Raw genomic sequence first — 25533 nt, 5'->3', positions numbered from 1 at the left:
ATGCCAAAGTATTCAAAGGCAATCTATTGGCTGGAAAACCTCCTGTTTTTTTGGGGAGGATTGACCCTAATCCTGGTTTTGGGAGGAAATTCTCTAGAAGCACCAGCTTGGGTTCAAGTTGTCGGAAGGCTTCATCCTCTTTTACTTCACTTCCCATTAGTCATCCTTTTGTTGGCAGTTGGGATTTTTTGGATAGGGGATAAAAGCTGGAAAGACCAAGGCAGAAATCTACTTCTATTGGGAGCAAATCTGGCTGGAATCACGGTGGTAGCAGGATTGATTCTGGCTACCGAAGACTACGAAGGAGACTCACTGAATTGGCATAAATGGCTGGGAATCATTTCTTTGTTTATTTCCATCGGAATCTACTTTTCAAGCAAAAAATCGAGCAAAGCCCTCAAGTTTTCTACTTCAGCATTGGCTCTTGTTTTGGTCTTGACCGGGCACTTTGGAGCCAATCTTACCCATGGGGAGGATTTCCTTTTTGAACCGCTTTTGGCAAAAGAAACCAAAACCGTCAATCTCCAAGAAGCAGAGGTCTTTGCCCATTTGGTACAACCTATTTTGGAGACCAAATGCGTGGCTTGTCACAAAGAAGGGAAAATCAAGGGAGAACTGAGATTGGACCAGGTTTCGGGAATTCAGAAGGGAGGAAAAAGCGGTCCTTTTGTAGTGGCAGGCGATCCATCCGCTTCTCTCTTTTTCCAACGGATTCATTTGCCCCTCGAGGACGAAGAGCACATGCCTCCCAAAAACAAAGCACAGCTCACTGATGAGGAGATGGAAATTCTGGAACAATGGGTGGCTCAGGGAGCTACATTTGACCAGAAAGTGACCGATTTACCGAGTGATACTCCCTTGTTCCAGCTGGCATCCAATCGCTTTACTGCAAAATCTTCCTATGACTTCGCCTCAGCAAGTGCTGATAAGGTGGAAAAACTCAATAATTTCTTCAGAAAAGTAAAGCCGATTTATCCGGGTTCGCCAGCTTTAGAGGTGGCTTATTTTGGAAGTTCTGCATTTGATCCCAATTCCCTGAATGACCTGAAATCAGTCAAAGATCAGATCGTAAAAGTCAATCTCAATAGAATGCCACTTCAGGGAGTGAATCTGGAGATCTTGAGTGAGCTTCCACACTTGGAGGAATTGCAGCTCAACTTTACTGATTTGAGTTCTGACCAATTAAAATCCCTTGAGGGAAATAACTCTCTTTTACAGTTGGCTATTTCCGGAAATAAATTGGGTCCGGAAATCATTCCTGTTTTAGAGTCTTTGACCAACTTAACCCATCTTTATTTTTGGCAGAGTAGCCTTTCTGATGAGGAAAAGAAAAAGCTCTCTTCTTTACTTTCAGGAGTGGAAATAGACTTTGGGTTTGACGCCAGTGAGGTCGTCTACCAACTGAACCCTCCCAAGATTGAGTACGATCAACTGATGTTTGAGAATACTACGGAAATAAGCATCAAGCACCCCATTCCTTCTGTGCAAATCAGATACACACTGGATGAAACGGAACCTGACAGCCTAAATTCCCCACTTTATTCAGGTCCTTTTCCAATCGACAAAACTTCCACCATTCGGACCAAGGCTTTTGCTACGGAGTGGATCGGTAGCGAGGAGGACAAAGTGGTACTTTTCAAGAAAGGGAAAACTCCAAAATCTTGGAATCTGATCACCCTTCCCAATCCCAAATACAAGGCCGATGGAGCCCCAACCCTATTTGACGGGATCAAGGGAAAAGCCAATCATACTTCCGGTGAATGGCTTGGCTTTTCTGAACAAGCCTTGGAATTGGAAATTTTCCTTGAGGAAAACCAATCTCCTGAAAACCTAAAAGTAGGCCTTTTGCTCCATGAGGGAGCCTATATTTTCCCACCTGAAAAAGTAGAATATTGGATAGGAAATGGAAAAGGCTGGAAAAAACTGGAGTCCAATCCTCCGATGATTTCTGAAAAAATCCAAGAGCCCCGGTTTGATATGCTTAGTCAAAACTTGCCTCAGGAGGAATTTGACCGGATCAAAATCAAATTGAGTCCTATTGAGAGACTACCTGCATGGCATCCTGGCGCAGGAGCCAAAGGATGGGTTTTTGTCGATGAAATTTATCTGTATTAGTAAGCCTTAACTATGAAAGTAGAGCCTTTCAAAAGATATCAACAAGCTATCGGGGAAAAGCTGAATCTGGCTTTTCAACAGGAAAAACAAATCCAAACAGCCGCCCAATGGATCGCTGACAGCGTCCAATCGGAAGGCTGGATTTATACCTCCGGCACGGGACATTCCCACATGATGGCTGAGGAGATTTTTTATCGAGCAGGTGGCTTTGCTAGGGTAAGGCCCATCTTGGACCCTCCGTTGATGCTTCATGAAGATGCCTCAGGGAGCACGGAGATAGAGCGAAAGGAAGGCTACGCGAAGGAACTATTTGAAGGTTATGTCCTGGGAGAAAAGGACGTATTCCTTATTTCTTCCAATTCCGGCAGAAATCCTGTCAGCATCGAGATGGCTCAACTGGCTCAAAAATCAGGGGCAAAAGTCATCACCATCACCAATCTCACCCATAGCCGATCCGTAGATTCCAGACATTCTTCTGGCCAAAAGCTTTTTCAGGTCTCAGACGTATTCTTGGATAACTTTGGAGAAATCGGAGACGCATCCATTGATTTTGAGGGCTTTCCGACCAAAGTTGGGGCAACCTCCACGGTGGTAGGAGCAGCACTCCTTCAGGCCATCCTAGTTCAGGCAGTGGGAATTTTACTGGAAAAAGGAATTCGGCCCGAGATTTTCAACAGCTCCAACTCAGATGTGGGAGAAGCGGAAAATGACCTTTTGATCGAGAAATATAAAGGACAAGTCAAAGGGCTTTAGATACTTGTATTTAAAGCTTAATCAGCTGGTTCCCGAAAATTAAATCCGCCAAACTGCCTTTCAAGCCTTGGAAGTTCTTTTTTCCTCAAAAGAAAGACAAACCTATCCCATTCATCTTCTCTGACTCTTTTCATTTCATTCTCTGTTGCCAAAGAGGCCCATTTGGGATCTCCTGCCCAAGCCCTTTCCACATAGCCCAGCATTTTAGGCAGGAGGTAGTATTCCATCATTTCGGGACTTTTGACGGTTTCGGTCCAGAGTTGACCTGAAACCCCCAGAATATTGGATTTTCCCTTTTCAGTCAGTTGGGTAAATCTTCCCTCAGCCTCCTTCCAATCCCATGGATCACCGGCTATGGTCTGATCATGCGAAAGGTATAGCTTGCCTGGCACAGTTTTCCATGCTTGATAGGTATCTACTACTCCACTCCAAGTATGTCCTCTCTCGTCCGGATCCCAATTGTAAGCCAGATCAAAGTAAAAGTTGGCACTGGAGCAAATCACAACGGGATAGCCTGCATTGGCCAGCCTGTAAGCCATATCTTCTCCTCCCCAGCCTGCCACAGCATTCCAGGCATACAATCTCCAATTTTGGTCTGCAAACTTTTCGTTTGGAGTTATATCGTCTCCTTGGTGACTTTGCCCAATTTCTTCCCAACCTCCATGACCGATCCCTTCCTTTTTCAACATTTGGGCTACTCTAAACCGGAAATAATCATTCAAGTCTTCACGCTTGATTTCTGGATTTTTGGCCAAGAAATCATCACAAATAGGCGAAGCTTTCCAAGCTCCTCTTGGCACCTCATCCCCTCCTGTATGCCAAGTCTGCAAAGGAACTTGAGCTTCCTGATACATGGTTTTGATCTCCTGAATCAGTTTTTCATAGAATGTGTAAGTAGATTCCTGACAGACACAAACCGTGTTTCCTTTAAAATTCTGGGCAGATAGATAAACAGATCGATCATCAGGATCTGCCAAGCGATAGCGAAGTGCCTCATCTGGCTTCCCTGCTTTCATCAAATCCCGATATCGCTTCTCCATAGCCAAAATAGCTGCACGGGAGTGGGCAGGAACTCCCAACTCCGGAATGACCTCGATATGAAGGGAATGAGCATAAGCCAAAATCTCCTTGAAATCCTCGCGGGTGTAATACCCCGTCCCACTTGGACTTTGCTCAGGATAGGCCCCGGAACCATAATAAGGCCAAAGAAAATCCTGTTCATCTTTAGAAAATCCTCTCCTACTCCCAAAATCCGTCAATTCAGGCAAACCGGGAATTTCAATTCTCCAGCCCTCATCATTAGCCAAATTGAAATGAAAAACATTCAATTTGTAAAAGGACATCAGATCCAATAATTTAAGAATCTGCCCTTTGGGCTGAAAATTTCTGGCCACATCCAAAAACAAACCCCGATAGCCGAAAGCAGGTTCGTCCTCTACTTCTACTTGTGGAAGAATCAGCTCATCCGTGCCCTCGCCCCAAAATTCAGCTGGCATCATAGCCAAAAAGGATTGAACTCCATAGAGTGCCCCTTCTGGGGAGGTTGCTGAAATGACCACCTTTCGGTCTTCAATCTGGATCCGATAAGCCTCCTTGGCTAATCCGTCCACTCGATTCACCTGGATAGTAATCGGCTTTTCTTCTCGATTGACTTGGGGTTTATATCCCTTTTTGATTCGCTGAAGAAGAAATGAAGCAACCTGTACAAACTCAGGATCCCCTACCACTCCCAAACCGGCATTTTTTACCCGAATAGTTGGCCCGGTATAGTTCCATTGCTTTGGTGAGGGCAAAAAGGGAGGAACTTGGTTTTCTTCCCATTCTTTTTTCGGAATGAGCGTTTCATTCTGAGCTATGGGGATGGAAGTCCCTTCGGCCATTTGAATCAATTCACTTTTACTGATCGTGGTAGTTTGGTAATCTTTGATTTCAAAAAAAGAACCATTGGCATTTTCAAAAATCAGCGCTTCAGGTGCATAGGAATTTTTCAAAAATGAACCTTGACTTCTGTAAGGAATGACCAAGGTTTCACCGGGGGCAAATGCCGGGGACTTGGATTTTCCCTCGATTGTAAAAAAATCTCCCTGCAAATGCCTGAATCGCAAATCCTCATGTAGGGATTGCGTAGCTACTGAAATGAAGATGGTATTGAAATAGAGATTCCATCCTTCCTCGATCGTTTGACTTGAAGTATTGGTCAGGGAAATTTGGGCTTGGTGATATTCCTGGTTGCCAAAATGATTCTCAACCAATTCCCAACGGGCAGAAACTTGCCCAAAAGACACAATGGACATGAGGGATAAAACTAAAATGAGCGATAGAACAGCTAATTGCTTCATGGCCAAATCAAATGGTGGAGTTAACAAGAATAATAAGATAATCTGAAATTCAATTAAATGACATTTTTTAAGGCTTGATTGGATTTTTTTATGAAGCTAAAATTACCTAGTTTAAGCATTGCAGATCGAGCTTTATTTTTAACCTGATTTTATGAATCAAAACTTAATCAGAAAACAGGCTGTAGTTTATTTTTCGGATATCGTGGGCTATACCCGGTTGATGGGGAAGGATGAGGACGGTGCATTCCAGCTGATGAAAGAGAATCTAGAAGCTCACCAAAAGACCTTTTCCAAGTATGGAGGGCAAATCATCAAAGAATTGGGAGATGGAATTCTGGGCGTTTTTGAAAGCCCCGAAGGAGCACTTCAGGCATCTTTGGAAATCCAGCAGCACTGTGTCAAAATAGGAAAATTTCAACTCCGAATTGGGCTTCATTGTGGAGACATCATTTTTGACCATGGTGATGTCTTCGGTGACGCAGTCAATCAAAGTTCCCGGATTCAAAGCGTAGGAGTACCTTCCAGTATTTTGCTGTCTGAGCAACTCCTTCACAGACTTCCTGAAAACAGTATTTACCAAACCGTAAGATTGGGAGGATTCAATCTCAAAAATGTAGAGCATAAAGTAGAGCTCCATGCACTCACCAATGAACCATTGGCAATCCCCAAGCGTGCGGATATTCTTCAAAACATCAAATATCAGGAGCGAAACCCATGGAAATATTGGGTGGGCATCGGAGTAGTTTTTCTCTTGCTTACCATGGTCACCTATTCGGTATTTTGGCGAGATTCTGTATGGGAAAAGGACAAATCCGTAGCGGTTTTACCTTTTGTCAATCTCAATGGAGATTCTGAATTGGACTACTTCACTGACGGATTGACCGAAAACATCATCGGACAATTATCCAAAATCAACTCCATCAAAGCCATTTCTTATTCGACTATGGCGGATTACAAAGGATCCACCTTACCCTTGGATTCACTTGCCAAAATGCTGGATGTGAGTACCATTTTAAAAGGCACCATAGAGCAATTAAACTCGGGGATTAGATTTAAACTGCAATTGATCGATGCAGATGAAAATAAAAATATCTGGACTGACGAATACACCCGAAAAGGCACTGACATCACTCAACTTCAAAATGATATAGCCCGGGATATCGCAAGAGTCTTGGATGCGCAACTTACAGCTGAGGAATCCATTCAAATTGGCAAGGGAGAGACTTCCAATGCGGAAGCGTATGACTTGGTATTTAAAGCCAAACAACTCTACTATGCTGGTTTTGGCGACCCAAGTTTATTTTTTGAAGCTGCAGAATTGCTCAAAAAAGCAATTGAATTAGATCCAAATTATGCTTTGGCTTACACTTGGTTGGCCAAAACCTATTTTCAAATAGCCTTCGATGAACCTAAAGGCCCATGGTATGACATGAGCTTAGAGATGAGCTCAAAGGCATTGGAATTAGAGCCAAAATTGGCGGAAGGCTATGGTGCAAGAGGCATGGTCTATTATGATTTGGGTGAATACACCAAAGCAAAAAACTCGATGGAAACCGCCTTGTCTTTTCAGCCTAATTTGAGCGATGCAATCGGCAATCTGGCAACCATCAATTTTGCCAGTGGCAATTTGCTTGAAGCAATCAAACTTCAGAATAAAGCCGCCGATCTCGGTCCAAGTTCTCACATACCCTATCAGAATTTGGGGTGGGCGTATAAAATCCTCGGAAGATTTGAAGAAGCCCTTCAGTATTTCGATCGCTCTTTGGCCATCAGCAAAAACCTCACTACTTATGAACTAAAAGCAAACATGCTGATAGAAATGGGAGAAAAAGAAAAGGCCTTGGCCCTATTGGAAAATATTCCCTTTCAGGACAGTTCTGAGTTTGATGTAAGGGCAGCAGGTGCAATTCTCTACTATGCCCAAGAATATGACTCTGCATTTAATGTTTGGAAAATCTCCATTGAAAGAAAACTGAAAAGCGGCTTTGATAAATTTTACAGCACCCCGATCAATTATGGGTACTTATTGAAACAACGGGGTGAGGATAGATTTGCAGATTCCCTGCTCAATGCCATCATTCAAGTGAAAATTGAAGCCATGAGTTTGGGTTCGGAAGAATATTACCTGCCCTTGGAAATTTCCACAGCTTATGCAGCTAAAAACCAAGTTCCTGAGGCGATCAAATACCTTCAAATCGCTTACGAAAGGGGCTGGAGGGACTATTTTTTCACTGAATTCAACCCTGCTTTTGACAAATTAAAAGAGGATATCAGATACAAAAAGATCATCTCTCAGATAAGTGATGATCTTAATCGAATTAATCAGGAATTGGCCTCTACCTCTCTGGAAAGGGGAAGGTAGGTGCAAGGTTTAAGTTGTATTTAAATCACCAGAGGAAGCAAATTCTTAATCCAAACTTCCGTTTTAAAGAGAAATTTTTTTCAAACACACCCATCCTAAATTCATTTATTGAAATCACTTATGAGGTACCGGGTAGATGTTGCCAAGGGAATCTGTGATTGTTGTTTTTTGATTAAGATTTCCCCTAGTCAAATGGAGCAAGCCTGAGAATAAGGCAGCAGACATGGAAGTACCTTCCATGACCGCGTATTTATTGTCTTCAGGATAGGTGGTGAAAATATAACTTCCAGGTACAGCCCAATCAGTTGGTGGAATTCCAAAATTAGAAAAGTAGGAAAAGGATATTTCTCCAGTGAGGTAATCAATTTTAAATGAAGCGATTGTATAGATATTTTTCCCCTCTGCACAGGCAGGCAGGTATTGATTTGCATTAACGGGTGAGTTTCCTTCAAATGCATTTCCAGCGGCAATGGAAAAGATATAACCATCTTTGGCCATCCTATTGATTATGGAATAAAGACCAAAAGCATGACAGTTTCTGATAGTGTTACCCAAACTTAGATTAATGATATCTCCACTCCTACCCTGTCTTCTAACGATATGATTTAGAGCCCGAGTAATATCTGAATATCTAGCTTCAGAATATTCACCAAATACTTTCAATGAAACAAGTTCGGCACCCGGTGAAACTCCCGTCATACCTATCAACGAAGGATCTTCAGGTAATTTAATGTTTTCAGGAATAGCTGCGATCAAGCCTGCCATAGCTGTTCCATGCCCCCATTTATCATTTCCAGGAGAACCATCCACATAGGATCTGCTAAGTCTTTCATTCACCAATCCTTTTAAATCCTGATGATCTATATCTATTCCTGAGTCAATTATCCAAACTTTAGCATCCGATCTATTGGAAGTATCCGAGAGCTGCCCACCACCCAAATACAAAACTGCGTCGCTTGTAAATCCTTCCACATTATAGCCCCACTGAGGATGGTCCTGCATCCTTGCTCTGACTGTTTGGGGCAATGCCGTTCCTCCATTTTGCATTCTTGCTCTTGGATTTTGCAAATAGAAATAGAAATCAGATTGGACATCATTAATATTTCCTTGACCTTTTTCCGAAATGATCTTCTTGATTATGGTTTCTGAGGAATCTTCAAAAATAAAACCTGAGGCAGCCTCTACAAAGATTTGTTCTGCCTTGAGATCCAATCCATATTGTTTCCCAAAATCAACAATAGTATTGATTTTGGCCAAAGCAGCTTTTTCAATTATATCAGGATTTTCTTTACTCGAATCAGAAGGAAATTCATCGATTATCGGCTTGAATTTTTCATGATTCAAGAAAACTAGATAGGAATTTTTGATCACTGAAGAGTCTGGAATTCCAAAAGGATTTAAACTTTCTAATTCAATGCTCGAGAGTTTGATTTCCTTTTCAGAACAACTAGAAAGGAAAATAGAAACAGCGATAAATAATACTAGATTTTTCATAGTGAAAAGCTCAAAAGTTAAAAGTCAAAGGTTTATAAATATCTAAAAAATTACATAGAAATAATTCAAATATTCTCAATGAATTCTAATTTCAGAAGTCAAAAATTACAAATCGAAGACCAAAATCAAATTTCGATTTGCAATTCGATAAATTTTTCAGAAGAAAAATTAACTTAAAATCACCTTTCAATTAACCCAACCAATGACCATAGACCATCAATCCAAAATCCTGAGCAACCGATACCTTGCTTTGGATGTGCTACGAGGCATGACCATCGCCTTTATGATTATTGTCAATACTCCAGGAGACTGGGGTAATTTGTACGGACCTTTAGCTCATGCAGATTGGCATGGATTCACCCCCACCGACTTGGTGTTTCCGACTTTCCTTTTCGTGGTGGGCAATGCAATGAGCTTCGCTTTGAAAAAGCTTAAGGACATGAGTCCTGGAGAATTCTACAAAAAAGTCTTCAAGAGAGCTTTTCTTATCTTTTTGATCGGCTGGTTGCTCAATGCCTTCCCTTTCTTCGATTACAATGAGGCGGGAGAAATTGTATTTATCGATCTCTCAGAAGTTCGGTTGGTTGGAGTTTTGCAGCGTATTGCACTTTGTTATCTACTTGCTGCTTTGATTCTCTATTGGGGCGGAGAAAAATTGGGATGGATATTCTCAGGAGCGGCATTGATTCTTTATTGGCCGATCATGTATTTCTTTGGGGATGCAGGAGATCCTTACAGCCTTACAGGCAATGCACAAATCAAGCTGGACCTTGCACTGATCGGAGAAAAGAGAATGTATATGGGAGAAGGAATTCCTTTTGACCCGGAAGGAATTCTCAGTACGCTCACCTCCACGGTCAATGTGATTGCAGGCTTTTTGGTAGGTAAATTCATTCAGAAAAATGGAAATACACTGAAAACCGTGCGCTTCCTCGTCATTTTGGGTGTAGTCAGCATCGCGGTAAGCTACTTTTGGGACATCTTCTTTCCGATCAACAAGAAAATCTGGACTAGTCCATATGTACTCTTGACCGTGGGTTGGGATCTGATTCTTTTGGCCTTCTTGGTTTTTGTAGTGGAAATCAGAAAATGGTCCGGTTGGACGTACTTCTTCCAGGCATTTGGAAGAAATCCGTTGATTCTCTATGTACTTTCCGGCGTGGTCATTTCTATCTTTTCCATGATTCCCGTGGGAGATAGCTCGCTTCAAGGGTGGATTTACAAAAGCTTTTACACTTCCTGGTTAAGTCCCAAGAATGCATCCTTCCTTTTTGCCATTTCCTACATGCTCTTGATTTGGGTGATTGGATACGCAATGGATAAGCGGAAGATCTACCTTAAGGTCTAGGCAGAATGGAATGAACTGCTTTATAATCAATCAGTAATTCGTAAATTAAAGAAAATGTATATCCGCCTTTTTACCAGTAACCAAATTTTATAAATGCTCACCTCGACTTGGTTCGACTAGCTCACCAACCGTCGCTCGGTGACCGTTCGATGTTTTAAGTTGGGTAGGGAGGAAAATGCGGCTGCGCCTGATTTTCCTCCCTACCACCACTAATCCCGAATCCGGAGGCCGAGCGAAGTCGAGGCCATTTTTGATCTACTGGCATAATTGCGGATAATCATATTAAAGAAACCTAGACCTTAAATCTCCTACTATGCAACTCAAAATCGGTGTCTACAATATCGCTTGGATGAGGGACCTTTTCGACTCAGACGGTTCTCCCAAAACAACGGGAAAGGAAGGGGATCGAAGCCGAAAACTGGCAGAAATCATTCAGGCGATCGACCCGGACTTTTTGGGAATCGTAGAAGGTCCCAATACGCTCGTCAATGGCACCAAAACTGCCTCAGTACAACTTGAATGCTGGACTCAGGAGTTTATTCCCGGCAAAGCCTTCGAAGGGGTGCATGGTTTTCCTTCTCCAGGTCAGCAGGAGCTATGCGCCATTTACAACCCTGATAAAGTCCAGGCGGTTTTCACCCCCGAAACAGCCGAAGATAAGCGGTTTGATCAACCCTTCCTGATGGATACCACAGACCGGCTGATCAAAGAGCAATACAAACATTATCGTCCCCCTTTGGAATTGAGTCTGTTGGATACCCAAAACAGATTTCTCACGCGAATCATCATTGCCCACACCAAATCCAAAGGGATATTCGACAAGGTAGACTTTGCCAGGTATGAAAAACTCTCCCAGCGGGATAGACTCAGACTCTTTGCCGAATGTGCCCATATCCGGGAGAGATGCGACCAATACCTGGAGAAAAACCACCCCGTCATCGTCATGGGAGATATTAATGACGGGTTTGAGTTGGATTTCTATGAAAATAGATTTTCCAAAAGTGCGGTGGAAATCCTTTTGGGTGACCTTTGGAAGCCGGAATGGATACTCAAACCCGTTCTACCCAAGCCCAAGCTTAATGCGCATGGATGGACACCCAACTCCTCTCGATTCACCGACAAAATCACCAAGGACCAATTCAATGTGCTTATTGACCACATTCTGGTCAGCAGACAGATTCAGGTTGTAGACGGAAAGGTTTGGAATCCATATTTGGAAAAATCCGACGCGGTAATTCAAGCCATCCGAACTCCCCTACTTGATGTATCTGACCATTTCCCAATTGTTTCCAAACTCAACTTCCCCTAACCCATGGATGCCGCTACCCAAACTATGATTGACAACTTGCAGAAAAACACCGGAAAATCTCTGGAGGAATGGATTGCAATCGTTCAAAAACAAAACCTCGGCAAGCACGGAGAAATCCTCAAATTTCTCAAGTTGGAGCATGGGTTTACCCATGGATTTGCCAATCTGATTGCTCACAAAGCTTTAAAGTCAGATGCGGGTTCTGCTGAGGATTCCAATGATTTGGTCAAAAAGCAATATGCGGGGAAAGAACATTTTTGGCCTGTTTATGAAAAACTGAAAGCTGAGATCGAGTTATTTGGCCAGGATGTGGAATTCGCTCCCAAAAACGCATACGTCAGCGTCAAACGCAAAAAGCAATTTGCCATGCTCATCCCCGCTTCCAAAACCCGCTACGAAATCGGAATCAACCTCAAAGGCCAAAGCCCTGAGGGAGTCTTGGAAGCTGAAACCAAATCCAACGCGATGTGCAGTCACAAAGTCATCATCAACCATGAAGAACAAGTCACTGACGAAGTGATAGCTTGGCTGAAAAAAGCCTATTCTGCCGCTGGTTAAGCTTATCTGCCTTCATTAAAAGAAAGGATCAACCTGTACAAAAAGCAGTTTGATCCTTTTTTCTTTTGGGTAAATTCAGATTCAGTCAATCGCACGATTATGAATCCTAGAAGACTTTCACTTGAGGTTTTTTGCCTTATTCCTGTTCTTTTCCTGCACCATCTGGTCCAAGCCCAAATCACCGAGGACACTTATCGACGCGCCGAATATTTTCTTACTTCCAATTTGGAAAAAGAAGTCTACCATTTGGAAGTGATTCCCAATTGGCAATCCGGAAGTGAAAGTTTCCTTCACTCTGCCTACACGGCCGAAGGAAGAAAATTCTACCTGACCAAAACGCGAACTTTAAAAACGGAGGAAGCTTTTGACCCATCCGAACTGAGCCAATTGATTTTTGAAAAAACCGAGGAAAAACTAGACCCAAGAGATCTCCCCATCCAATTTAACTCCACCCGAAACGGGCATATTATAGGATTTCGATGGAGAAATCAGGACTGGACCTGGAATACCAAGGAAAACTCCATTTCCTCCATTCCGCTAAATCCAAGAAATGGGATGGAATCCTTTTCACCCGATAGAAAATGGAAGGCCTTCACCCGAAACTACAATCTCTATGTCCAAAACCTACAGACCGGAGAGGAAATCCAATTAAGTAAATCCGGAAAAAAGGATTTTGAATATGCCTCCTCTTACGGATGGAGTGATTTGATGGAGGGAGAAAATGGAGCAAGGCCTCCTCGCTTTACGGTGAATTGGTCCCCTGATTCCAAAAAGATTTTCACCCAAATCGTGGACTTCCGACTGGCCGAGAAAATGTATCTGCTGGACTTCAGCAAAGAGGAAAAATTCCGCCCGGACCTCCTATCCTACTATCGGGGTTCTCCGGGAGACAGTACGGTGGTCAAATACATCCCGGTTCTTTTTGATGTAGAAAGCCAAACTGAGCAAACCCTTCCTCAATTGACTTCTCCTCATTTCATTGGAATCAACCTTCGCTGGTCTCCGGACAGCCAAAGCCTAACCGGCTTCTTCCTTCCCCGAGGCTTCAAGGAATTCCACCTGATTGAGCTCAATGCCCAAACTGGAGATATCCGCAACATCTATTCGGAATCCTCCCTCACCCATGTCAATCGGGACTTTCAATTCCGACGATTGGAAAACGGACAATTCATCCTCAACTCGGAAAAATCCGGCTGGAATCAGCTTTACCTTTTTGACTGGAGTTCAGGAAAAGAAATCCACCCCATCACAAATGGAGAATTTGTGGTCAATGAGATCACCTTTTGGGACGAAGAGAATGGACTGCTATATTTTGAAGCATCGGGAAGAGAACCAGGCAGAAATCCCTATTTCAACCATCTCTATCGAGTCAATCTTGACGGAACTGACCTTCGATTGTTGACTCCAGAAAATGCCCATCATGAAATTTACTTTTCTCCTGACGGAAAGTTTGCCGTGGATAATTTCTCCTCCCCCAACCAGCCCACCAAGTCGGTATTAATCGATATATCGGAAGGAAAACAAGTCCACAAAATCTCCGAAGCAGACATTATCAACCTTACTAGTCGAGGGTATAAGTTCCCGGTTCCCTTCACAGCCAAGGCAAAAGACCAAAAAACCGAAATCCATGGCCTCTATTTCCTACCCACCACTTTTGATCCGAAGAAAAAATACCCCGTCATCGACTACACCTACACCGGCCCCCATACCTCTACAGTCCCCAAATCCTTCAAATCCGCTCTCTTTGGTCATCAGCAAGCGACTTCCGAGCTTGGGTTTGTAGTGGTTACCGTGGATGGTTTGGGTGGCTTTGGCCGATCCAAGGCCTTTGCAGATGTGAGTTACACTAACTTGGGAGATGGTACGACCGACCATGTTTTGGCGATTACCCAGCTTGCTTCAAAGGAAAAGTTTTTGGACCTCAATCGGGTTGGGATTTTTGGGCATTCTGCAGGAGGCTATGATGCGGGCAGGGCTATGCTTTTGCATCCGGATTTTTACAAAGTGGGTGTAGCTTCTGCCGGGGACCATGATTTCCGTATGGAAAAAGCATGGTGGCCGGAGATGTATATGGGCTATCCGGTCGGTGATTACTACCACGAGCAATCCAATATCACCAATGCCAAAAACCTAAAAGGCCACCTGCTGCTTGCCCATGGTGGAATTGACGAAAATGTAAACCCTTCTGCCACATTTAAATTTGCTGAGGAACTGATCAAAGCAGGAAAAGACTTTGATCTTTTCATTTGGCCCAGTCGAAATCACAGTTTTGGAAGACCTCCGGGGGATTATTTCACTAAAAAACGCTGGGATTACTTCATTGAACATCTGATGGGAGAAAAACCCATCCGGCACTACCAACTTCAGTTGGGACAATGAAGTATCCTTTGTTTGGTGAAAAAGTAGAAGATGCAAAAGCCTTCAGGAAAAGAGGGAAAACCAAAAATGGCAACAGCAAATTATTCCAAGAAAAAACTTTCTCTCTCCTTGGATGTTGTGAAGTCAAACCTATCTTTGCCATCGATAATGGAAAACACCAATAGAAATATTGAATTTTTTGCGACGACACAGCATGCACACATGCTGCACCATTTCCATCATTCCTCTTGAGAGGAATACATTTACACACCCATCCGGTGGTGCCGATGACAGGGATTCGGCCATTCACCAAATTTTCTTAAATCAAAAAACTTTACTAGCGTAACTTGTCCCCATGGAACAAATAATCCGCATTGCCGTGCAGAAAAGCGGCCGATTATCCGATGACTCACTCAGCCTGATCAAAGAGTGCGGCATCAAATTTTACAACGGAACCGGAAAACTCAAATCCACCGCCACCAACTTTCCGGTGGAATTCCTCTTTCTCAGAGACGATGACATACCAGGCTATGTAGCCGATGGTGTAGCTGATTTGGGAATTGTCGGTGAAAACGAACTGGTCGAAAAAGACAAAGACGTCCTCACACTCAAAAAATTGGGCTTTTCCAAATGCCGCCTTTCCCTGGCCATTCCAAAAGGTCAGGAATATTCCGGAATCCACTATTTCCAAGGGAAAAGCATCGCAACTTCTTACCCAAAAATCCTCGGAGATTACCTCAAATCCCACAAGATTGAGGCAGAAATCCACGAAATCAGTGGCTCTGTAGAGATCGCTCCGAGCATTGGCTTGGCCGAGGGAATCTGTGACATCGTGAGTTCAGGTTCCACCTTGCTGATGAATGGACTGAAGGAAGTCGAGGAGATTTTCAAATCGGAAGCCGTATTGATTGGAAATCACGAGATGGCTGATTGGAAAAAAGCCATCGTCGACAAATTGCTCTTCCGAATCAATGCCGTCCAAAAAGGAAAAAGCAACAAGTACGTCCTCATGAATGTGCCCAACGCATCCATTTCAAGAGTGATTGAATTGATTCCCGGGATGAGAAGCCCTACGATTCTCCCTTTGGCCCAAGAGGGATGGTCCTCCGTGCATTCTGTATTGAGTGAGGATCAGTTTTGGGAAAATATTGAAGAACTCCGCGCAGCAGGTGCTGAGGGAATATTGGTAGTTCCAATCGAAAAAATGGTCATTTAAGAAGAGCGCTAAACAAGAATCTTATGAAACTCTTGGTCAATCCTAGTCCGGAAAAGTGGAGAAAGCAACTGGCTAGACCTGTTCAGAAAAGTAAAGAGATCAACAAAATCGTCAAACCCATCCTCAAAAAGGTGGAACGGACTGGCGATAAAGCTTTGATCAAATTTGCCCAGGAATACGATCACGTCAGTTTGGACCAACTGACCGTATCAAAAGCTGAAATCGAAGCAGCTTCCAAGCTGGTCAGCAATGACCTGAAAGAAGCGATCCATACGGCCCAAGCCAATATTGAGAAGTTTCATGCTGCCCAAGCCAGTGAGGAACTCATTCTGGAAGTCATGCCGGGAGTTACTTGCAGGAGGAAAAGTGTACCAATCCAGCGAGTTGGATTGTATGTACCGGGAGGCACTGCCCCTCTTTTCAGTACGGTTTTGATGCTTGGCGTACCGGCTAAGTTGGCCGGATGCAAGGAAATCGTTCTCTGCACCCCACCTAATCGGGAAGGAAAGATTCATCCTGCCATTCTTTACACAGCGGATCGGATTGGCATTACCAAAATCGTTAAAGTAGGAGGCGCACAAGCCGTGGCTGCTTTGACTTTTGGCACTGCATCCGTACCTAAAGTGGATAAGATTTTCGGACCGGGCAATCAGTATGTCACCGCAGCCAAGCAATTGGCCACCAAGTATGGTGTAGCCATAGACATGCCAGCGGGACCTTCTGAAGTTTTGGTCTATGCAGATGAGTCCGCTGTGCCAGCTTTTGTGGCTTCCGACTTGCTTTCTCAGGCAGAGCATGGCGTGGACTCTCAAGTGGTCTTGGTGACTCCTTCTGAAAAATTTGCCAAAAAAGTCCTGAAGGAAATCAATACCCAACTGGAGGAGCTTTCCAGAAAAGATATTGCCTTCAAAGCACTTCAAAACTCCACCGCCGTAGTGATGGAGGATCCCGAATCTGCCATCAACCTAATCAATGACTATGCACCAGAGCACTTGATCATTGCCGTGGAAAATGAGGAAGAAACGGTCAACGCCATTTTTAATACCGGTTCGGTTTTTATCGGAAATTATACCCCGGAATCAGCAGGAGATTATGCTTCCGGCACTAATCACACCCTGCCTACCTATGGGTATGCACGCAACTACAGTGGGGTTTCTCTGGATAGCTTTGTGAAGAAAATGACCTACCAGAAGATCACCCCCGAAGGGTTGAAACTGCTGGGTCCAGCTGTAGAAATCATGGCAGCCAATGAGCAGCTTGATGCGCACAAAAACGCAGTTACTGTAAGGCTTAACTACCTGAAAGAAAATAAGAAATGAGCTTCGATCTAAACTCATTATTGAGAGCCCATATCCTTCGGCTTCAGCCTTATACTTCAGCTAGAGACGAGTACACAGGAAAGGAAGGTATCTTCCTTGATGCCAATGAAAATCCTTTCGGTTCGATCACTTCAGCCGATTATAACCGCTATCCTGACCCTTACCAAAGCGCGCTAAAGGAGGAAATAGCCAAAATCAAAGGAGTAAGGTCCACTCAGATCTTTTTGGGAAATGGGTCGGATGAGGCCATTGATTTGTTGTATCGGGCATTTTGCAATCCCGGCAAGGATAATGTCATCCTATTGCCTCCCACCTATGGGATGTATGAAGTGAGTGCCAATATCAATGATGTGGAAATCCGGAAGGTTTCACTTACCTCAGACTTCCAACTCCAGCCGGATAAAATCCTGGCAGCTGCGGATGATCACTCCAAAATCCTTTTCATCTGCTCTCCCAATAATCCCTCTGCAAACAAAATGAAGCGGGAGGATATCCTGTTTCTTCTGGAAAAATTTCCGGGACTTGTGGTAGTAGATGAAGCATATATCGACTTCAGCGATGAGCCGAGCTTCACCACGGAACTGGATCGCTTCCCCAATCTATTGGTGATGCAGACCTTTTCCAAAGCTTGGGGATTGGCTTCTCTCAGACTGGGGATGGCATTTGGTAGCAAGGAGTTGATTCGGATTTTGAATAAAATCAAGCCGCCATACAATATTTCCGGCTTGACACAGGAAACCGTTTTGGCTGCAATCCAAGACAAGAAAAAAGTTGATCGGATGATTCAGGAAATTCTCTCCGAGAGGGATTTTCTTCAGAATCAATTGGAAAAGCTGCCTTTTGTGCAGAAGATTCATCCCAGCCATGCTAACTTTCTCCTAGTTCAAGTACCACAAGCCAACAGGGTCTATGATGATCTGATTAAGGAAAAAGTCATTGTGAGAAACCGCGCCAAGGTTTTGCTCTGCGAAGATTGTCTACGCATCACTGTGGGTACAAGGGCTGAAAATGAAGCGTTTTTGGAAGCATTCCGAAAGGTGTGTTCCTGAATTGGAAGTTTGAAATCCAACCTGTTTTGAAAAACTTAAATCGAGCAAAAAAGGCCAAAATTGATATTTCAGCTCGTAAACCGTAATTCCAAAATCAAAAATGAAAAGAGTATTATTCATAGATCGGGATGGAACCATCATCAAGGAACCACCCACCGACTTTCAGGTAGACAGCCTGGAAAAGTTGGAATTTCTTCCTAAAGCCATTTCCAACCTTAGGAAAATTGCTGAAGAAACAGACTACGAACTTGTCATGGTTACTAATCAGGACGGTTTGGGTACGGATTCTTTTCCTGAAAAAGACTTCTGGCCGGCACAATACAAAATGCTCAAGACTTTGGAGCAGGAGAATGTCTTTTTCAAAGCGATCCATGTGGACCGGACTTTTGAGCATGAGAATGCACCAACCCGCAAACCGCGAACCGGGCTGTTAACTCAATATTTCAGTGAGGAGTACGATTTGGCCAATTCCTACGTGATCGGCGACCGGTTTACCGATGTTCAGCTTGCGCAAAATTTGGGAGCGAAAGCCATCTTTATCGGAGATCCCAATCCAGAAGCCGCACTATCTACCAAAGACTGGGATGAGATCTATTCCTTCCTGAAAATGCCACCGAGGCAGGCTGAAGTGAAAAGGACCACTTCAGAAACTGACATCTACATCAAGCTCAACCTGGATGGTAGTGGGAAATGCGATATTTCAACAGGTCTTCATTTCTTTGACCACATGCTGGAGCAGCTGGGTAAGCATGGAAGTACCGATCTGGAAATCAAGGTAAAAGGAGATTTGCATATTGATGAGCATCATACCATAGAGGATACCGCTTTGGCTTTAGGTGAAGCGTATCTCAAGGCTTTGGGAGACAAGAAAGGCATTTACCGTTACGGATTTATGCTGCCTATGGATGATGCTTTAGCTCATGTTGCCATTGATTTTGGAGGTCGACCTTGGATCGTTTGGGATGCAAACTACACACGTGAAAAGGTTGGAGATATGCCAACAGAGCTTTTCTTCCACTTTTTCAAATCCTTCTCCGACACAGCAAAGTGCAATCTGAATATCAAAGTGGAAGGAGATAATGAGCACCACAAAATCGAAGCAACCTTTAAGGGATTGGCAAGAGCAATCAAAATGGCGGTGATGCGAGACCCGAGAAATATCAATCAACTCCCAAGTACCAAAGGAGTTCTATAAATTAAGAAAAGCTGCTACGGCAGCTTTTTTTATGCCTAAGTAAAATTTTTGTTCCTTTTTAGAAATTGTTTTTGTTTATTTCGTTATGAAACGATTTCATCATATTCTTATTGCTTTATCTACTATACTCCTGCTTTCCTGCAGTGCCGACCCTGCTGAGATTGAGGCCCTCTATCAAAACGGTCAATACGAAAGAGCGATAGAAGCCATCAACCGCAGACTTTTCCTTCATGTCAATGAAATCAAATCCATTCATATTCGGGCCAGATGCTATGAGGAATTGGGCAAAACCAAGGAAGCCATGGAGGACTATCAAACCATCATCTCCATCGACCCTGCTTATGCACAGGCTCATGCGGGGATAGGAAAAATCCTATTCGAAAAAGAATACTACATGCAGGCTGAGCTGCCTATTCTCAAAGCCTCTAGCCTAGATCCGGAAGATTTCGAAATCCTTTATTTGGCAGGAAGGTCCCAGCTGATGGTAAAAAATTGGGAAAGAGCCGAAAACTTCCTCAAACTGGCCCAAACCATGGATCCGGACTTTGCAGAAACTTACTATTACATGGGCATGGCTAGAGCCGGTCGGGGAGATATTTACGGTGCAGCGGCTTCTTTCAATACCTACCTGAAAAAAGAACCGGACAACATCACAGCTCGATACAACAGAGGCTTTGCTTTGCTAAAGATTGGCTATTTGCCCTGGGCTTTGGAGGATTTTGACTTTGTACTCAAAAATCGTCCTGACCATATCGAGGCCTTAGGCAAAAAGGGCATTTGCATGGCTCGAATGGGAAATCCCGAAGGATGCCAACTGATCAAAGAAGCAGCAGAGAAAGGAAGCGACTATGCCCTGAATAAGATGGAAGAGTTTTGCTCCTGAGTTTAACCCAATAGTCGCTCGCTGACTGCTTTTTTATAGTTTGGCAAGGCATTCTCTGTCAGGCCAAGAAACAGATAAGGCTCGATTAGTTCCAGTTCCATCAAATGAAATACCCCGTCAATTAGCACTCCATCCACCCTTCCATAGAGTGTGCCTTTTCCAAATTCATTCATCAATCGCTGGGCAGGAACAAGCAATTCAGGCCCCGGCTGAATTGCCTGAATCGTCCCACCAAAGTAATGCTGTACCCGAAAATCTTCTTTAGCCGGAGTTTTCAATACCGCATGGGAAAAAGAACCATTGAAGAATAGTAAAGAATACTCTCCAACCTCAGCTACTTCTTTGACAAATGGCTGAGCTAAAAAGTCCTCCATTTCGAGAAGTTGAGCCACCTTTTCTTTAAAATCATCCCATCGGTTTACAGGGATTTTAAGTGTATTTTTTGCCCCTCCGCTCACCACTGGTTTGATGACCAAGGTATCCGACTTTATTTTTTGAAGAATCCGGTCCAAATCTGGGGTGGAGCCTTTTTCCAACAAAACACCCGCTATAGTAGGAAAGCCTTTAGCTTCGATCTCTAAAAGATATCTTTTATCAGAATTCCAACGGATCAAATCCAAGTCATTCAATACCGGAAGCCCCAAAGCCTGAATTTGGTCCATCCAAGCCAGAAATTCCGGGTAGTAATCAAAGTAATCCCAAACAGATTTGATCATTAAATGAGAAAAATTGGACCAATCCACCTCAGGGTCTGACCAGGCTACGATTTGATGAGCAAGTCCCAAGTCTTTCAAAACTTGAGATAGCAACTGATCTTCATCTATGGTATTGGCGTCGTAGGCACCGGTAGAAACATAACTGACAATGGCAATATGGGGAGTCATAAGGGTGATTTTTGCCGCAAAACTAGACGATCTCCAAGATTCAAGTCCACCACTCCTCAAAAAATCCACATGAACTCTTACTTTTGAGCTTTGAAGCACTATGAACCACCGAAAACTCGTCATCATTCCCACCTACAATGAACTGGAGAATATCCGGGAAATGGTGCTGGCTGTAATGGGACTTGAGGGAGAGTTTGAACTCCTGATCATTGACGATGGATCTCCTGACGGAACAGCAAGTGTGGTAAAAACTCTTCAAAATGACTTTTCAAACAGACTTCACCTTTTGGAAAGAAAGGGAAAGCTAGGTCTGGGAACGGCCTACATCACCGGATTTAAATGGGCTTTGGATAGAGAGTACGATTTCATTTTTGAAATGGACTGCGATTTTTCCCACAATCCGAAAGATTTGATCCGACTATACGATGCCGTAAAAGATCGGTCCTTTGACTTGGCAATTGGTTCTCGGTACATTACCGGAGTGAATGTGGTGAATTGGCCAATAGGGAGAGTTTTGATGTCCTATTTCGCCAGTGTCTATGTGAAATTTATCACCGGTCTTCCGATCAAAGACGCCACGGCTGGTTTTAAATGCTACCACAGAAGTGTGCTAAAAGGCATCAATCTGGATGAAATCAGATTCATCGGCTATGCCTTCCAGATCGAAATGAAATTCACGGCTTGGAAATTGGGATTCAAACTGATCGAGGTACCCATTATTTTTACAGACCGGACTAGAGGAGAATCCAAGATGAGTCCTAAAATCTTCAAAGAAGCCGTTTTTGGAGTGATTTGGATGAAAATCAAAAGTATTTTTTCACCTTATCGCCTCAATCAAAGCGAATAGACTTGATCGGGTCCACTCTGGAAATCACCAAAACCGGGATCCAAAGTACCAAAGCCGTCAAAATGGTGATTCCGATATTTAGCAGAATAAACACAGGCCAATTCCAGTCAATAGGTACGTAGCTCATGTAGTAGTTGGTCGGATCCAATGGAATCAGCCGGAAAGTATCCTGCAAAAAGCCGATCCCCAAACCGATCAGATTTCCAATCACAAGGCCTCTTCCCAAAATCTTCATCCCATTCCAGAAAAAGATTTTTCGAATTTGGGAATTGCGGGCTCCCATGGCTTTCAGCAAACCGATCATCTGCGTTCTCTCCATGATCAGGATAAATAAAATCGCTCCCATATTGAAAATGGCCACAAAGCCAATCAGGGAGATAAATACCACCACATTGGTATCAAGCAGACTAAGCCAGTCAAAAATCTCAAGAAACCGGTCTCTGCTATCGATCAGTTTCAAATCAAAATCCAGTGCATTTTCCAAAAGAGGCAGGTATTCATCTGTCTTTTTGGCATCATCCACAAAAATCTCAAGACCACCTACTTGGTCCTTACTCCAGCCATTGAGGTTACGGATGGTTTGCAGCTCTCCGATGACAATCTTTTCATCAAAATTCTCCAGATACGTTTCAAAAATCCCCACCACTTCCACTCTTCTGAAGCGCGGAGGGTCCTGGACAAAATAGAGCGTCACCCGATCCCCTACATCGAGAAGCAGCTTATTGGCCACCAGCTTACTGAGCATAACTTCATTGCTGACTCCGGAATCCGGAATGGTGAGCATTCGACCTTCGACCAGATACTTTTTGAATTCCAGCGTATCAAAATCCTGCCCTACTCCTTTCATCAGGATTCCTTCTACTTCCTCCTCACCTTTCAATAAGGCTGCTTTGTGGCCAAAAGACTGAATTATGCGGATAAAAGGTAGTTGATCCACGGATTGGGTAAATTCCGATTGGAAGGAAAAAGGCACCTCCTCAAAGGCATTGCTCATCTGAAAGCGCTGCACCTGAAAGTGCCCCGTGAAGCTGTAAACCCGATCTGAAACGGTCTTTTGAAAACCTCCCAATATCATAAAGGCCAAAATGGCCACGCCCAAGCCCAAGCCTAAGCTTCCAACCGCTATCCGATGAATGGTCCCAGAAAAACCCCCGGCCTGTTTAAAACTGATTCTTTTGGCAATGAAATAGGAAAGGTTCAAGGGACTCGGTTAAATTTGTTTTTCACAACTCCCCGCAAATTAGCATGAAGCAAGCGAAAAATTCACTTCTGATCGGTTTTTTGGCCATTTTACTAGGTACTCTTTTCTACTCCACAGCCCAATCCCAAGAAGTATTGACCGGGGCTGAAAGAGCAGATCTCTACCTTCCAATGCTCAAAGGCAAAAAAGTCGGTTTGGTAGGAAACCAAACTTCCATCCTTCCTCAGTCAGCCAATAAACATGTGGTTGATTTTCTCTTGGAAAATGGAATCGAAGTCAAAAAAGTATTCGTACCCGAGCATGGATTCCGAGGCACTGCTGATGCAGGAGAGAAAGTGGACAATAGCACAGACCAAAAGACCGGACTGCCGATTATTTCCCTTTATGGAAATAACAAGAAGCCCTCTGCTGAGCAAATTAAAGATCTGGACGTGGTGATTTTCGACCTTCAAGACGTAGGTACCCGCTTTTTCACCTACATAAGCACGATGCACTACGTGATGGAAGCTTGTGCAGAACAGGGGAAAAAGGTGGTCATTTTTGACCGACCCAATCCCAATGGGAGCTATGTGGATGGCCCTATGCTGAAAAAAGGCTTTGAATCCTTTGTGGGCATGCATCCCATTCCGGTGGTTCATGGTCTCACCGTAGGAGAACTAGCCCAGATGATCAATGGGGAAAAATGGCTGAAAGGCGGACTGACTACCGACTTGGAGGTGATTCCGGTGGCTAATTGGAACAGAAATCAAGCCTATAGTTTACCCGTAAAGCCCTCGCCAAACCTCCCTAGCGATTTGGCAATCAAGCTGTATCCAAGCACCTGCTTTTTTGAAGGAACGGTGATGTCTTTGGGAAGAGGCACTTATGATCCTTTTCAGATGTATGGGTATCCCGACCCAAAATTCGGAACTTTCACCTTTACGCCCGTAAGCATCGATGGGATGTCCAAAACACCTCCCCATCAGGATAAGAAATGCTATGGGGTGGACCTGCGAGGAGAATCTTTAGATCATCATTTTACGCTCAGCTATATTTTGGATGCATACCAAAAATCAGGCATGAAGGAGAAGTTTTTCAATAACTTCTTTAATACCCTTGCCGGAACTGATGAGTTGAAAAAGCAGATTCTTGCAGGAAAATCTGAAGCAGAAATCCGCGAGAGCTGGAAAGCCGGATTAGAAGAATACAAGCAGAAAAGAGAAAAGTATCTGATTTATAACTGATGGGGAATTTGAGACTTGAAGCTTCTGTCAAATCCCAACTATAAAATCAATATCGAACGCCGAAAATCGAATGCCGAATAAAGAAGTAATCTCAAAGGAGAAATTAAGAATCGTGTACATGGGTACACCGGAATTTGCTGTGCCAGCCCTTGAAAAACTGGTCGAAGCCGGTTGGAATGTAGTTGGTGTCATCACTGCACCTGACAAGCCTCAAGGCCGTGGTCAAAAATTGGTTGGGTCTCCCGTTAAAGAAGCTGCCGAGCGACTTGGCTTGAATATTTTACAGCCCACCAATCTCAAAAATCCTGAATTCCAGCAGGAATTGAGGGATTTGAAGGCGGATCTTCAGATTGTGGTAGCCTTCCGAATGCTTCCCGAATCAGTTTGGAATATGCCTCCGATGGGCACATTCAATCTTCACGCCTCCCTCCTTCCTGACTATCGAGGTGCCGCTCCAATCAATTGGGCGATTATCAATGGAGAAACCGAGACCGGAGTCACCACCTTTTTTCTAAAGCACGAGATTGACACAGGAAGCATCATTTTCCAGGAAAAAATAGCTATCCTCCCCGAAGACAATCTGGGTTCGGTCTATGAAAAACTAATGACTATAGGCTCCGAACTGGTAGTCAGAACAGTTGAGGCAATAGCTGAAGGGAAGGTCAATCCTTTGCCTCAGGACGAATCAAGAGCCCTTCATCACGCACCCAAAATCTTCAAAGAGACCTGCAAAATCGACTGGAATCAATCTGCCGAATCCATTCACAATTTGGTCAGAGGGCTTTCTCCCTACCCGGCAGCCTGGACCGAGTTTCAGGGAAAAGTGTGCAAGTTTTTCAAAACAGAAGTTTCGAATAAAAACCTTTCTGGAAAGGAACCGGGAATGTGGGACTCTGATGGAAAAAGTTATTTGACTTTTCAGTGTGGGGAAGGAAGCCTCGAAGTGAAAGAATTGCAGCTAGAGGGCAAAAAACGAATGAAAATAGAGGAATTGCTGAGAGGATTAAAATGGTGAAGTTTTACCCAGCTATTTACTTTTTATCTGATTTTTAGGACATTGCCATAGATTTTTAAACAAAA

General features: G+C 43.7%; 20 protein-coding genes. 16 read left to right on the top strand and 4 right to left on the bottom strand.

Translation table 11 applies throughout. From position 1 onward, the window contains the following. Positions 1-2115, top strand: coding sequence for a c-type cytochrome domain-containing protein (locus AAA938_RS04515; RefSeq protein ID WP_338227454.1), 2115 nt, complete (start codon positions 1-3; stop codon positions 2113-2115). Between the two features lie 12 nt (positions 2116-2127). After that, positions 2128-2868: a sugar isomerase domain-containing protein gene (locus tag AAA938_RS04510; RefSeq protein WP_338227453.1), complete on the top strand. Its 741-nt coding sequence runs from the start codon at positions 2128-2130 to the stop codon at positions 2866-2868. Between the two features lie 17 nt (positions 2869-2885). Here AAA938_RS04510 and AAA938_RS04505 read toward each other — a convergent pair whose 3' ends face one another. Then, positions 2886-5207: a family 20 glycosylhydrolase gene (locus tag AAA938_RS04505; protein ID WP_338227452.1), complete on the bottom strand. Its 2322-nt coding sequence runs from the start codon at positions 5205-5207 to the stop codon at positions 2886-2888. Between the two features lie 151 nt (positions 5208-5358). Here AAA938_RS04505 and AAA938_RS04500 point away from each other — a divergent pair, with 151 nt between their 5' ends. After that, complete coding sequence (locus tag AAA938_RS04500; protein WP_338227451.1) at positions 5359-7569, top strand: tetratricopeptide repeat protein; 2211 nt, start codon at positions 5359-5361, stop codon at positions 7567-7569. Positions 7570-7683: 114 nt separating this feature from the next. Here AAA938_RS04500 and AAA938_RS04495 read toward each other — a convergent pair whose 3' ends face one another. Then, positions 7684-8913, bottom strand: coding sequence for a S8 family peptidase (locus tag AAA938_RS04495; RefSeq protein ID WP_338227450.1), 1230 nt, complete (start codon positions 8911-8913; stop codon positions 7684-7686). 352 nt (positions 8914-9265) lie between these two features. Between AAA938_RS04495 and AAA938_RS04490 the strand changes: the two genes are divergently transcribed. The 10 genes from AAA938_RS04490 to AAA938_RS04445 all read left to right on the top strand — a co-directional run bounded on the left by AAA938_RS04490 (position 9266) and on the right by AAA938_RS04445 (position 20298). Further along, positions 9266-10411: an acyltransferase family protein gene (locus tag AAA938_RS04490; protein WP_338227449.1), complete on the top strand. Its 1146-nt coding sequence runs from the start codon at positions 9266-9268 to the stop codon at positions 10409-10411. 313 nt (positions 10412-10724) lie between these two features. After that, positions 10725-11720 carry an endonuclease/exonuclease/phosphatase family protein gene (locus tag AAA938_RS04485; protein WP_338227448.1) on the top strand — a complete coding sequence of 332 codons (996 nt, stop codon included), beginning with the start codon at positions 10725-10727 and terminating at the stop codon, positions 11718-11720. A gap of 24 nt (positions 11721-11744) precedes the next feature. Beyond that, entirely contained in the window at positions 11745-12278 is a 534-nt protein-coding gene (locus AAA938_RS04480; RefSeq protein WP_338227447.1) for a DUF5655 domain-containing protein, read from the top strand. Positions 12279-12377: 99 nt separating this feature from the next. Further along, complete coding sequence (locus tag AAA938_RS04475) at positions 12378-14657, top strand: S9 family peptidase (RefSeq protein ID WP_338227446.1); 2280 nt, start codon at positions 12378-12380, stop codon at positions 14655-14657. Next, on the top strand, positions 14654-14821 hold the full coding sequence (locus tag AAA938_RS04470) for a hypothetical protein (protein WP_338227445.1): 168 nt from the start codon (positions 14654-14656) through the stop codon (positions 14819-14821). Before AAA938_RS04475 ends, AAA938_RS04470 begins: the two co-directional genes overlap by 4 nt. A 170-nt stretch (positions 14822-14991) precedes the next feature. Further along, positions 14992-15852, top strand: coding sequence for an ATP phosphoribosyltransferase (gene hisG / locus AAA938_RS04465; RefSeq protein WP_338227444.1), 861 nt, complete (start codon positions 14992-14994; stop codon positions 15850-15852). A 23-nt stretch (positions 15853-15875) separates the two neighbouring features. Further along, on the top strand, positions 15876-17171 hold the full coding sequence (hisD, locus tag AAA938_RS04460; protein ID WP_338227443.1) for a histidinol dehydrogenase: 1296 nt from the start codon (positions 15876-15878) through the stop codon (positions 17169-17171). Further along, positions 17168-18220, top strand: a complete 1053-nt coding sequence (gene hisC / locus AAA938_RS04455) for a histidinol-phosphate transaminase (protein ID WP_338227442.1) — start codon at positions 17168-17170, stop codon at positions 18218-18220. The genes hisD and hisC overlap by 4 nt, the downstream gene beginning before the upstream one ends. Positions 18221-18320: 100 nt before the next feature. Next, positions 18321-19415 carry a bifunctional histidinol-phosphatase/imidazoleglycerol-phosphate dehydratase HisB gene (hisB, locus tag AAA938_RS04450; protein ID WP_338227441.1) on the top strand — a complete coding sequence of 365 codons (1095 nt, stop codon included), beginning with the start codon at positions 18321-18323 and terminating at the stop codon, positions 19413-19415. Between the two features lie 85 nt (positions 19416-19500). Continuing rightward, positions 19501-20298, top strand: a complete 798-nt coding sequence (locus AAA938_RS04445) for a tetratricopeptide repeat protein (RefSeq protein WP_338227440.1) — start codon at positions 19501-19503, stop codon at positions 20296-20298. A gap of 2 nt (positions 20299-20300) precedes the next feature. On the opposite strand, the gene AAA938_RS04440 is transcribed toward AAA938_RS04445, so the two are convergent. Continuing rightward, complete coding sequence (locus AAA938_RS04440; protein WP_338227439.1) at positions 20301-21182, bottom strand: ATP-grasp domain-containing protein; 882 nt, start codon at positions 21180-21182, stop codon at positions 20301-20303. Between the two features lie 100 nt (positions 21183-21282). Between AAA938_RS04440 and AAA938_RS04435 the strand changes: the two genes are divergently transcribed. Continuing rightward, positions 21283-22029, top strand: coding sequence for a polyprenol monophosphomannose synthase (locus tag AAA938_RS04435; RefSeq protein ID WP_338227438.1), 747 nt, complete (start codon positions 21283-21285; stop codon positions 22027-22029). Here the strand turns inward: AAA938_RS04435 and AAA938_RS04430 are convergent. Next, positions 22013-23230: an ABC transporter permease gene (locus AAA938_RS04430; protein WP_338227437.1), complete on the bottom strand. Its 1218-nt coding sequence runs from the start codon at positions 23228-23230 to the stop codon at positions 22013-22015. The genes AAA938_RS04435 and AAA938_RS04430 overlap by 17 nt on opposite strands. Before the next feature lie 44 nt (positions 23231-23274). Between AAA938_RS04430 and AAA938_RS04425 the strand changes: the two genes are divergently transcribed. Continuing rightward, positions 23275-24453 carry an exo-beta-N-acetylmuramidase NamZ family protein gene (locus AAA938_RS04425; RefSeq protein WP_338227436.1) on the top strand — a complete coding sequence of 393 codons (1179 nt, stop codon included), beginning with the start codon at positions 23275-23277 and terminating at the stop codon, positions 24451-24453. 70 nt (positions 24454-24523) lie between these two features. After that, on the top strand, positions 24524-25468 hold the full coding sequence (gene fmt, locus AAA938_RS04420; RefSeq protein WP_338227435.1) for a methionyl-tRNA formyltransferase: 945 nt from the start codon (positions 24524-24526) through the stop codon (positions 25466-25468). Positions 25469-25533: the final 65 nt, after the last annotated feature.

It is taken from the genome of Algoriphagus taiwanensis (assembly GCF_036245645.1).
Classification (GTDB): Bacteria; Bacteroidota; Bacteroidia; order Cytophagales; family Cyclobacteriaceae; genus Algoriphagus; species Algoriphagus taiwanensis.
Note: the sequence above shows the minus strand (reverse complement) of the source record. Positions and strands in the feature narration are given on the sequence as shown.

Excerpts from the sequence above, each read along its gene's own strand:
- AAA938_RS04445 (WP_338227440.1), top strand. The coding sequence starts at position 19,501 with ATGAAACGATTTCATCATATTCTTATTGCTTTATCTACTATACTCCTG.
- AAA938_RS04480 (WP_338227447.1), top strand. The coding sequence starts at position 11,745 with ATGATTGACAACTTGCAGAAAAACACCGGAAAATCTCTGGAGGAATGG.
- fmt (WP_338227435.1), top strand. The coding sequence starts at position 24,524 with ATGCCGAATAAAGAAGTAATCTCAAAGGAGAAATTAAGAATCGTGTAC.
- AAA938_RS04505 (WP_338227452.1), bottom strand. The coding sequence starts at position 5,207 with ATGAAGCAATTAGCTGTTCTATCGCTCATTTTAGTTTTATCCCTCATG.
- AAA938_RS04435 (WP_338227438.1), top strand. The coding sequence starts at position 21,283 with ATGAACCACCGAAAACTCGTCATCATTCCCACCTACAATGAACTGGAG.
- AAA938_RS04500 (WP_338227451.1), top strand. The coding sequence starts at position 5,359 with ATGAATCAAAACTTAATCAGAAAACAGGCTGTAGTTTATTTTTCGGAT.
- AAA938_RS04425 (WP_338227436.1), top strand. The coding sequence starts at position 23,275 with ATGAAGCAAGCGAAAAATTCACTTCTGATCGGTTTTTTGGCCATTTTA.
- hisG (WP_338227444.1), top strand. The coding sequence starts at position 14,992 with ATGGAACAAATAATCCGCATTGCCGTGCAGAAAAGCGGCCGATTATCC.
- hisB (WP_338227441.1), top strand. The coding sequence starts at position 18,321 with ATGAAAAGAGTATTATTCATAGATCGGGATGGAACCATCATCAAGGAA.
- AAA938_RS04475 (WP_338227446.1), top strand. The coding sequence starts at position 12,378 with ATGAATCCTAGAAGACTTTCACTTGAGGTTTTTTGCCTTATTCCTGTT.
- AAA938_RS04470 (WP_338227445.1), top strand. The coding sequence starts at position 14,654 with ATGAAGTATCCTTTGTTTGGTGAAAAAGTAGAAGATGCAAAAGCCTTC.
- AAA938_RS04515 (WP_338227454.1), top strand. The coding sequence starts at position 1 with ATGCCAAAGTATTCAAAGGCAATCTATTGGCTGGAAAACCTCCTGTTT.
- AAA938_RS04440 (WP_338227439.1), bottom strand. The coding sequence starts at position 21,182 with ATGACTCCCCATATTGCCATTGTCAGTTATGTTTCTACCGGTGCCTAC.
- AAA938_RS04490 (WP_338227449.1), top strand. The coding sequence starts at position 9,266 with ATGACCATAGACCATCAATCCAAAATCCTGAGCAACCGATACCTTGCT.
- hisC (WP_338227442.1), top strand. The coding sequence starts at position 17,168 with ATGAGCTTCGATCTAAACTCATTATTGAGAGCCCATATCCTTCGGCTT.
- AAA938_RS04510 (WP_338227453.1), top strand. The coding sequence starts at position 2,128 with ATGAAAGTAGAGCCTTTCAAAAGATATCAACAAGCTATCGGGGAAAAG.
- hisD (WP_338227443.1), top strand. The coding sequence starts at position 15,876 with ATGAAACTCTTGGTCAATCCTAGTCCGGAAAAGTGGAGAAAGCAACTG.
- AAA938_RS04485 (WP_338227448.1), top strand. The coding sequence starts at position 10,725 with ATGCAACTCAAAATCGGTGTCTACAATATCGCTTGGATGAGGGACCTT.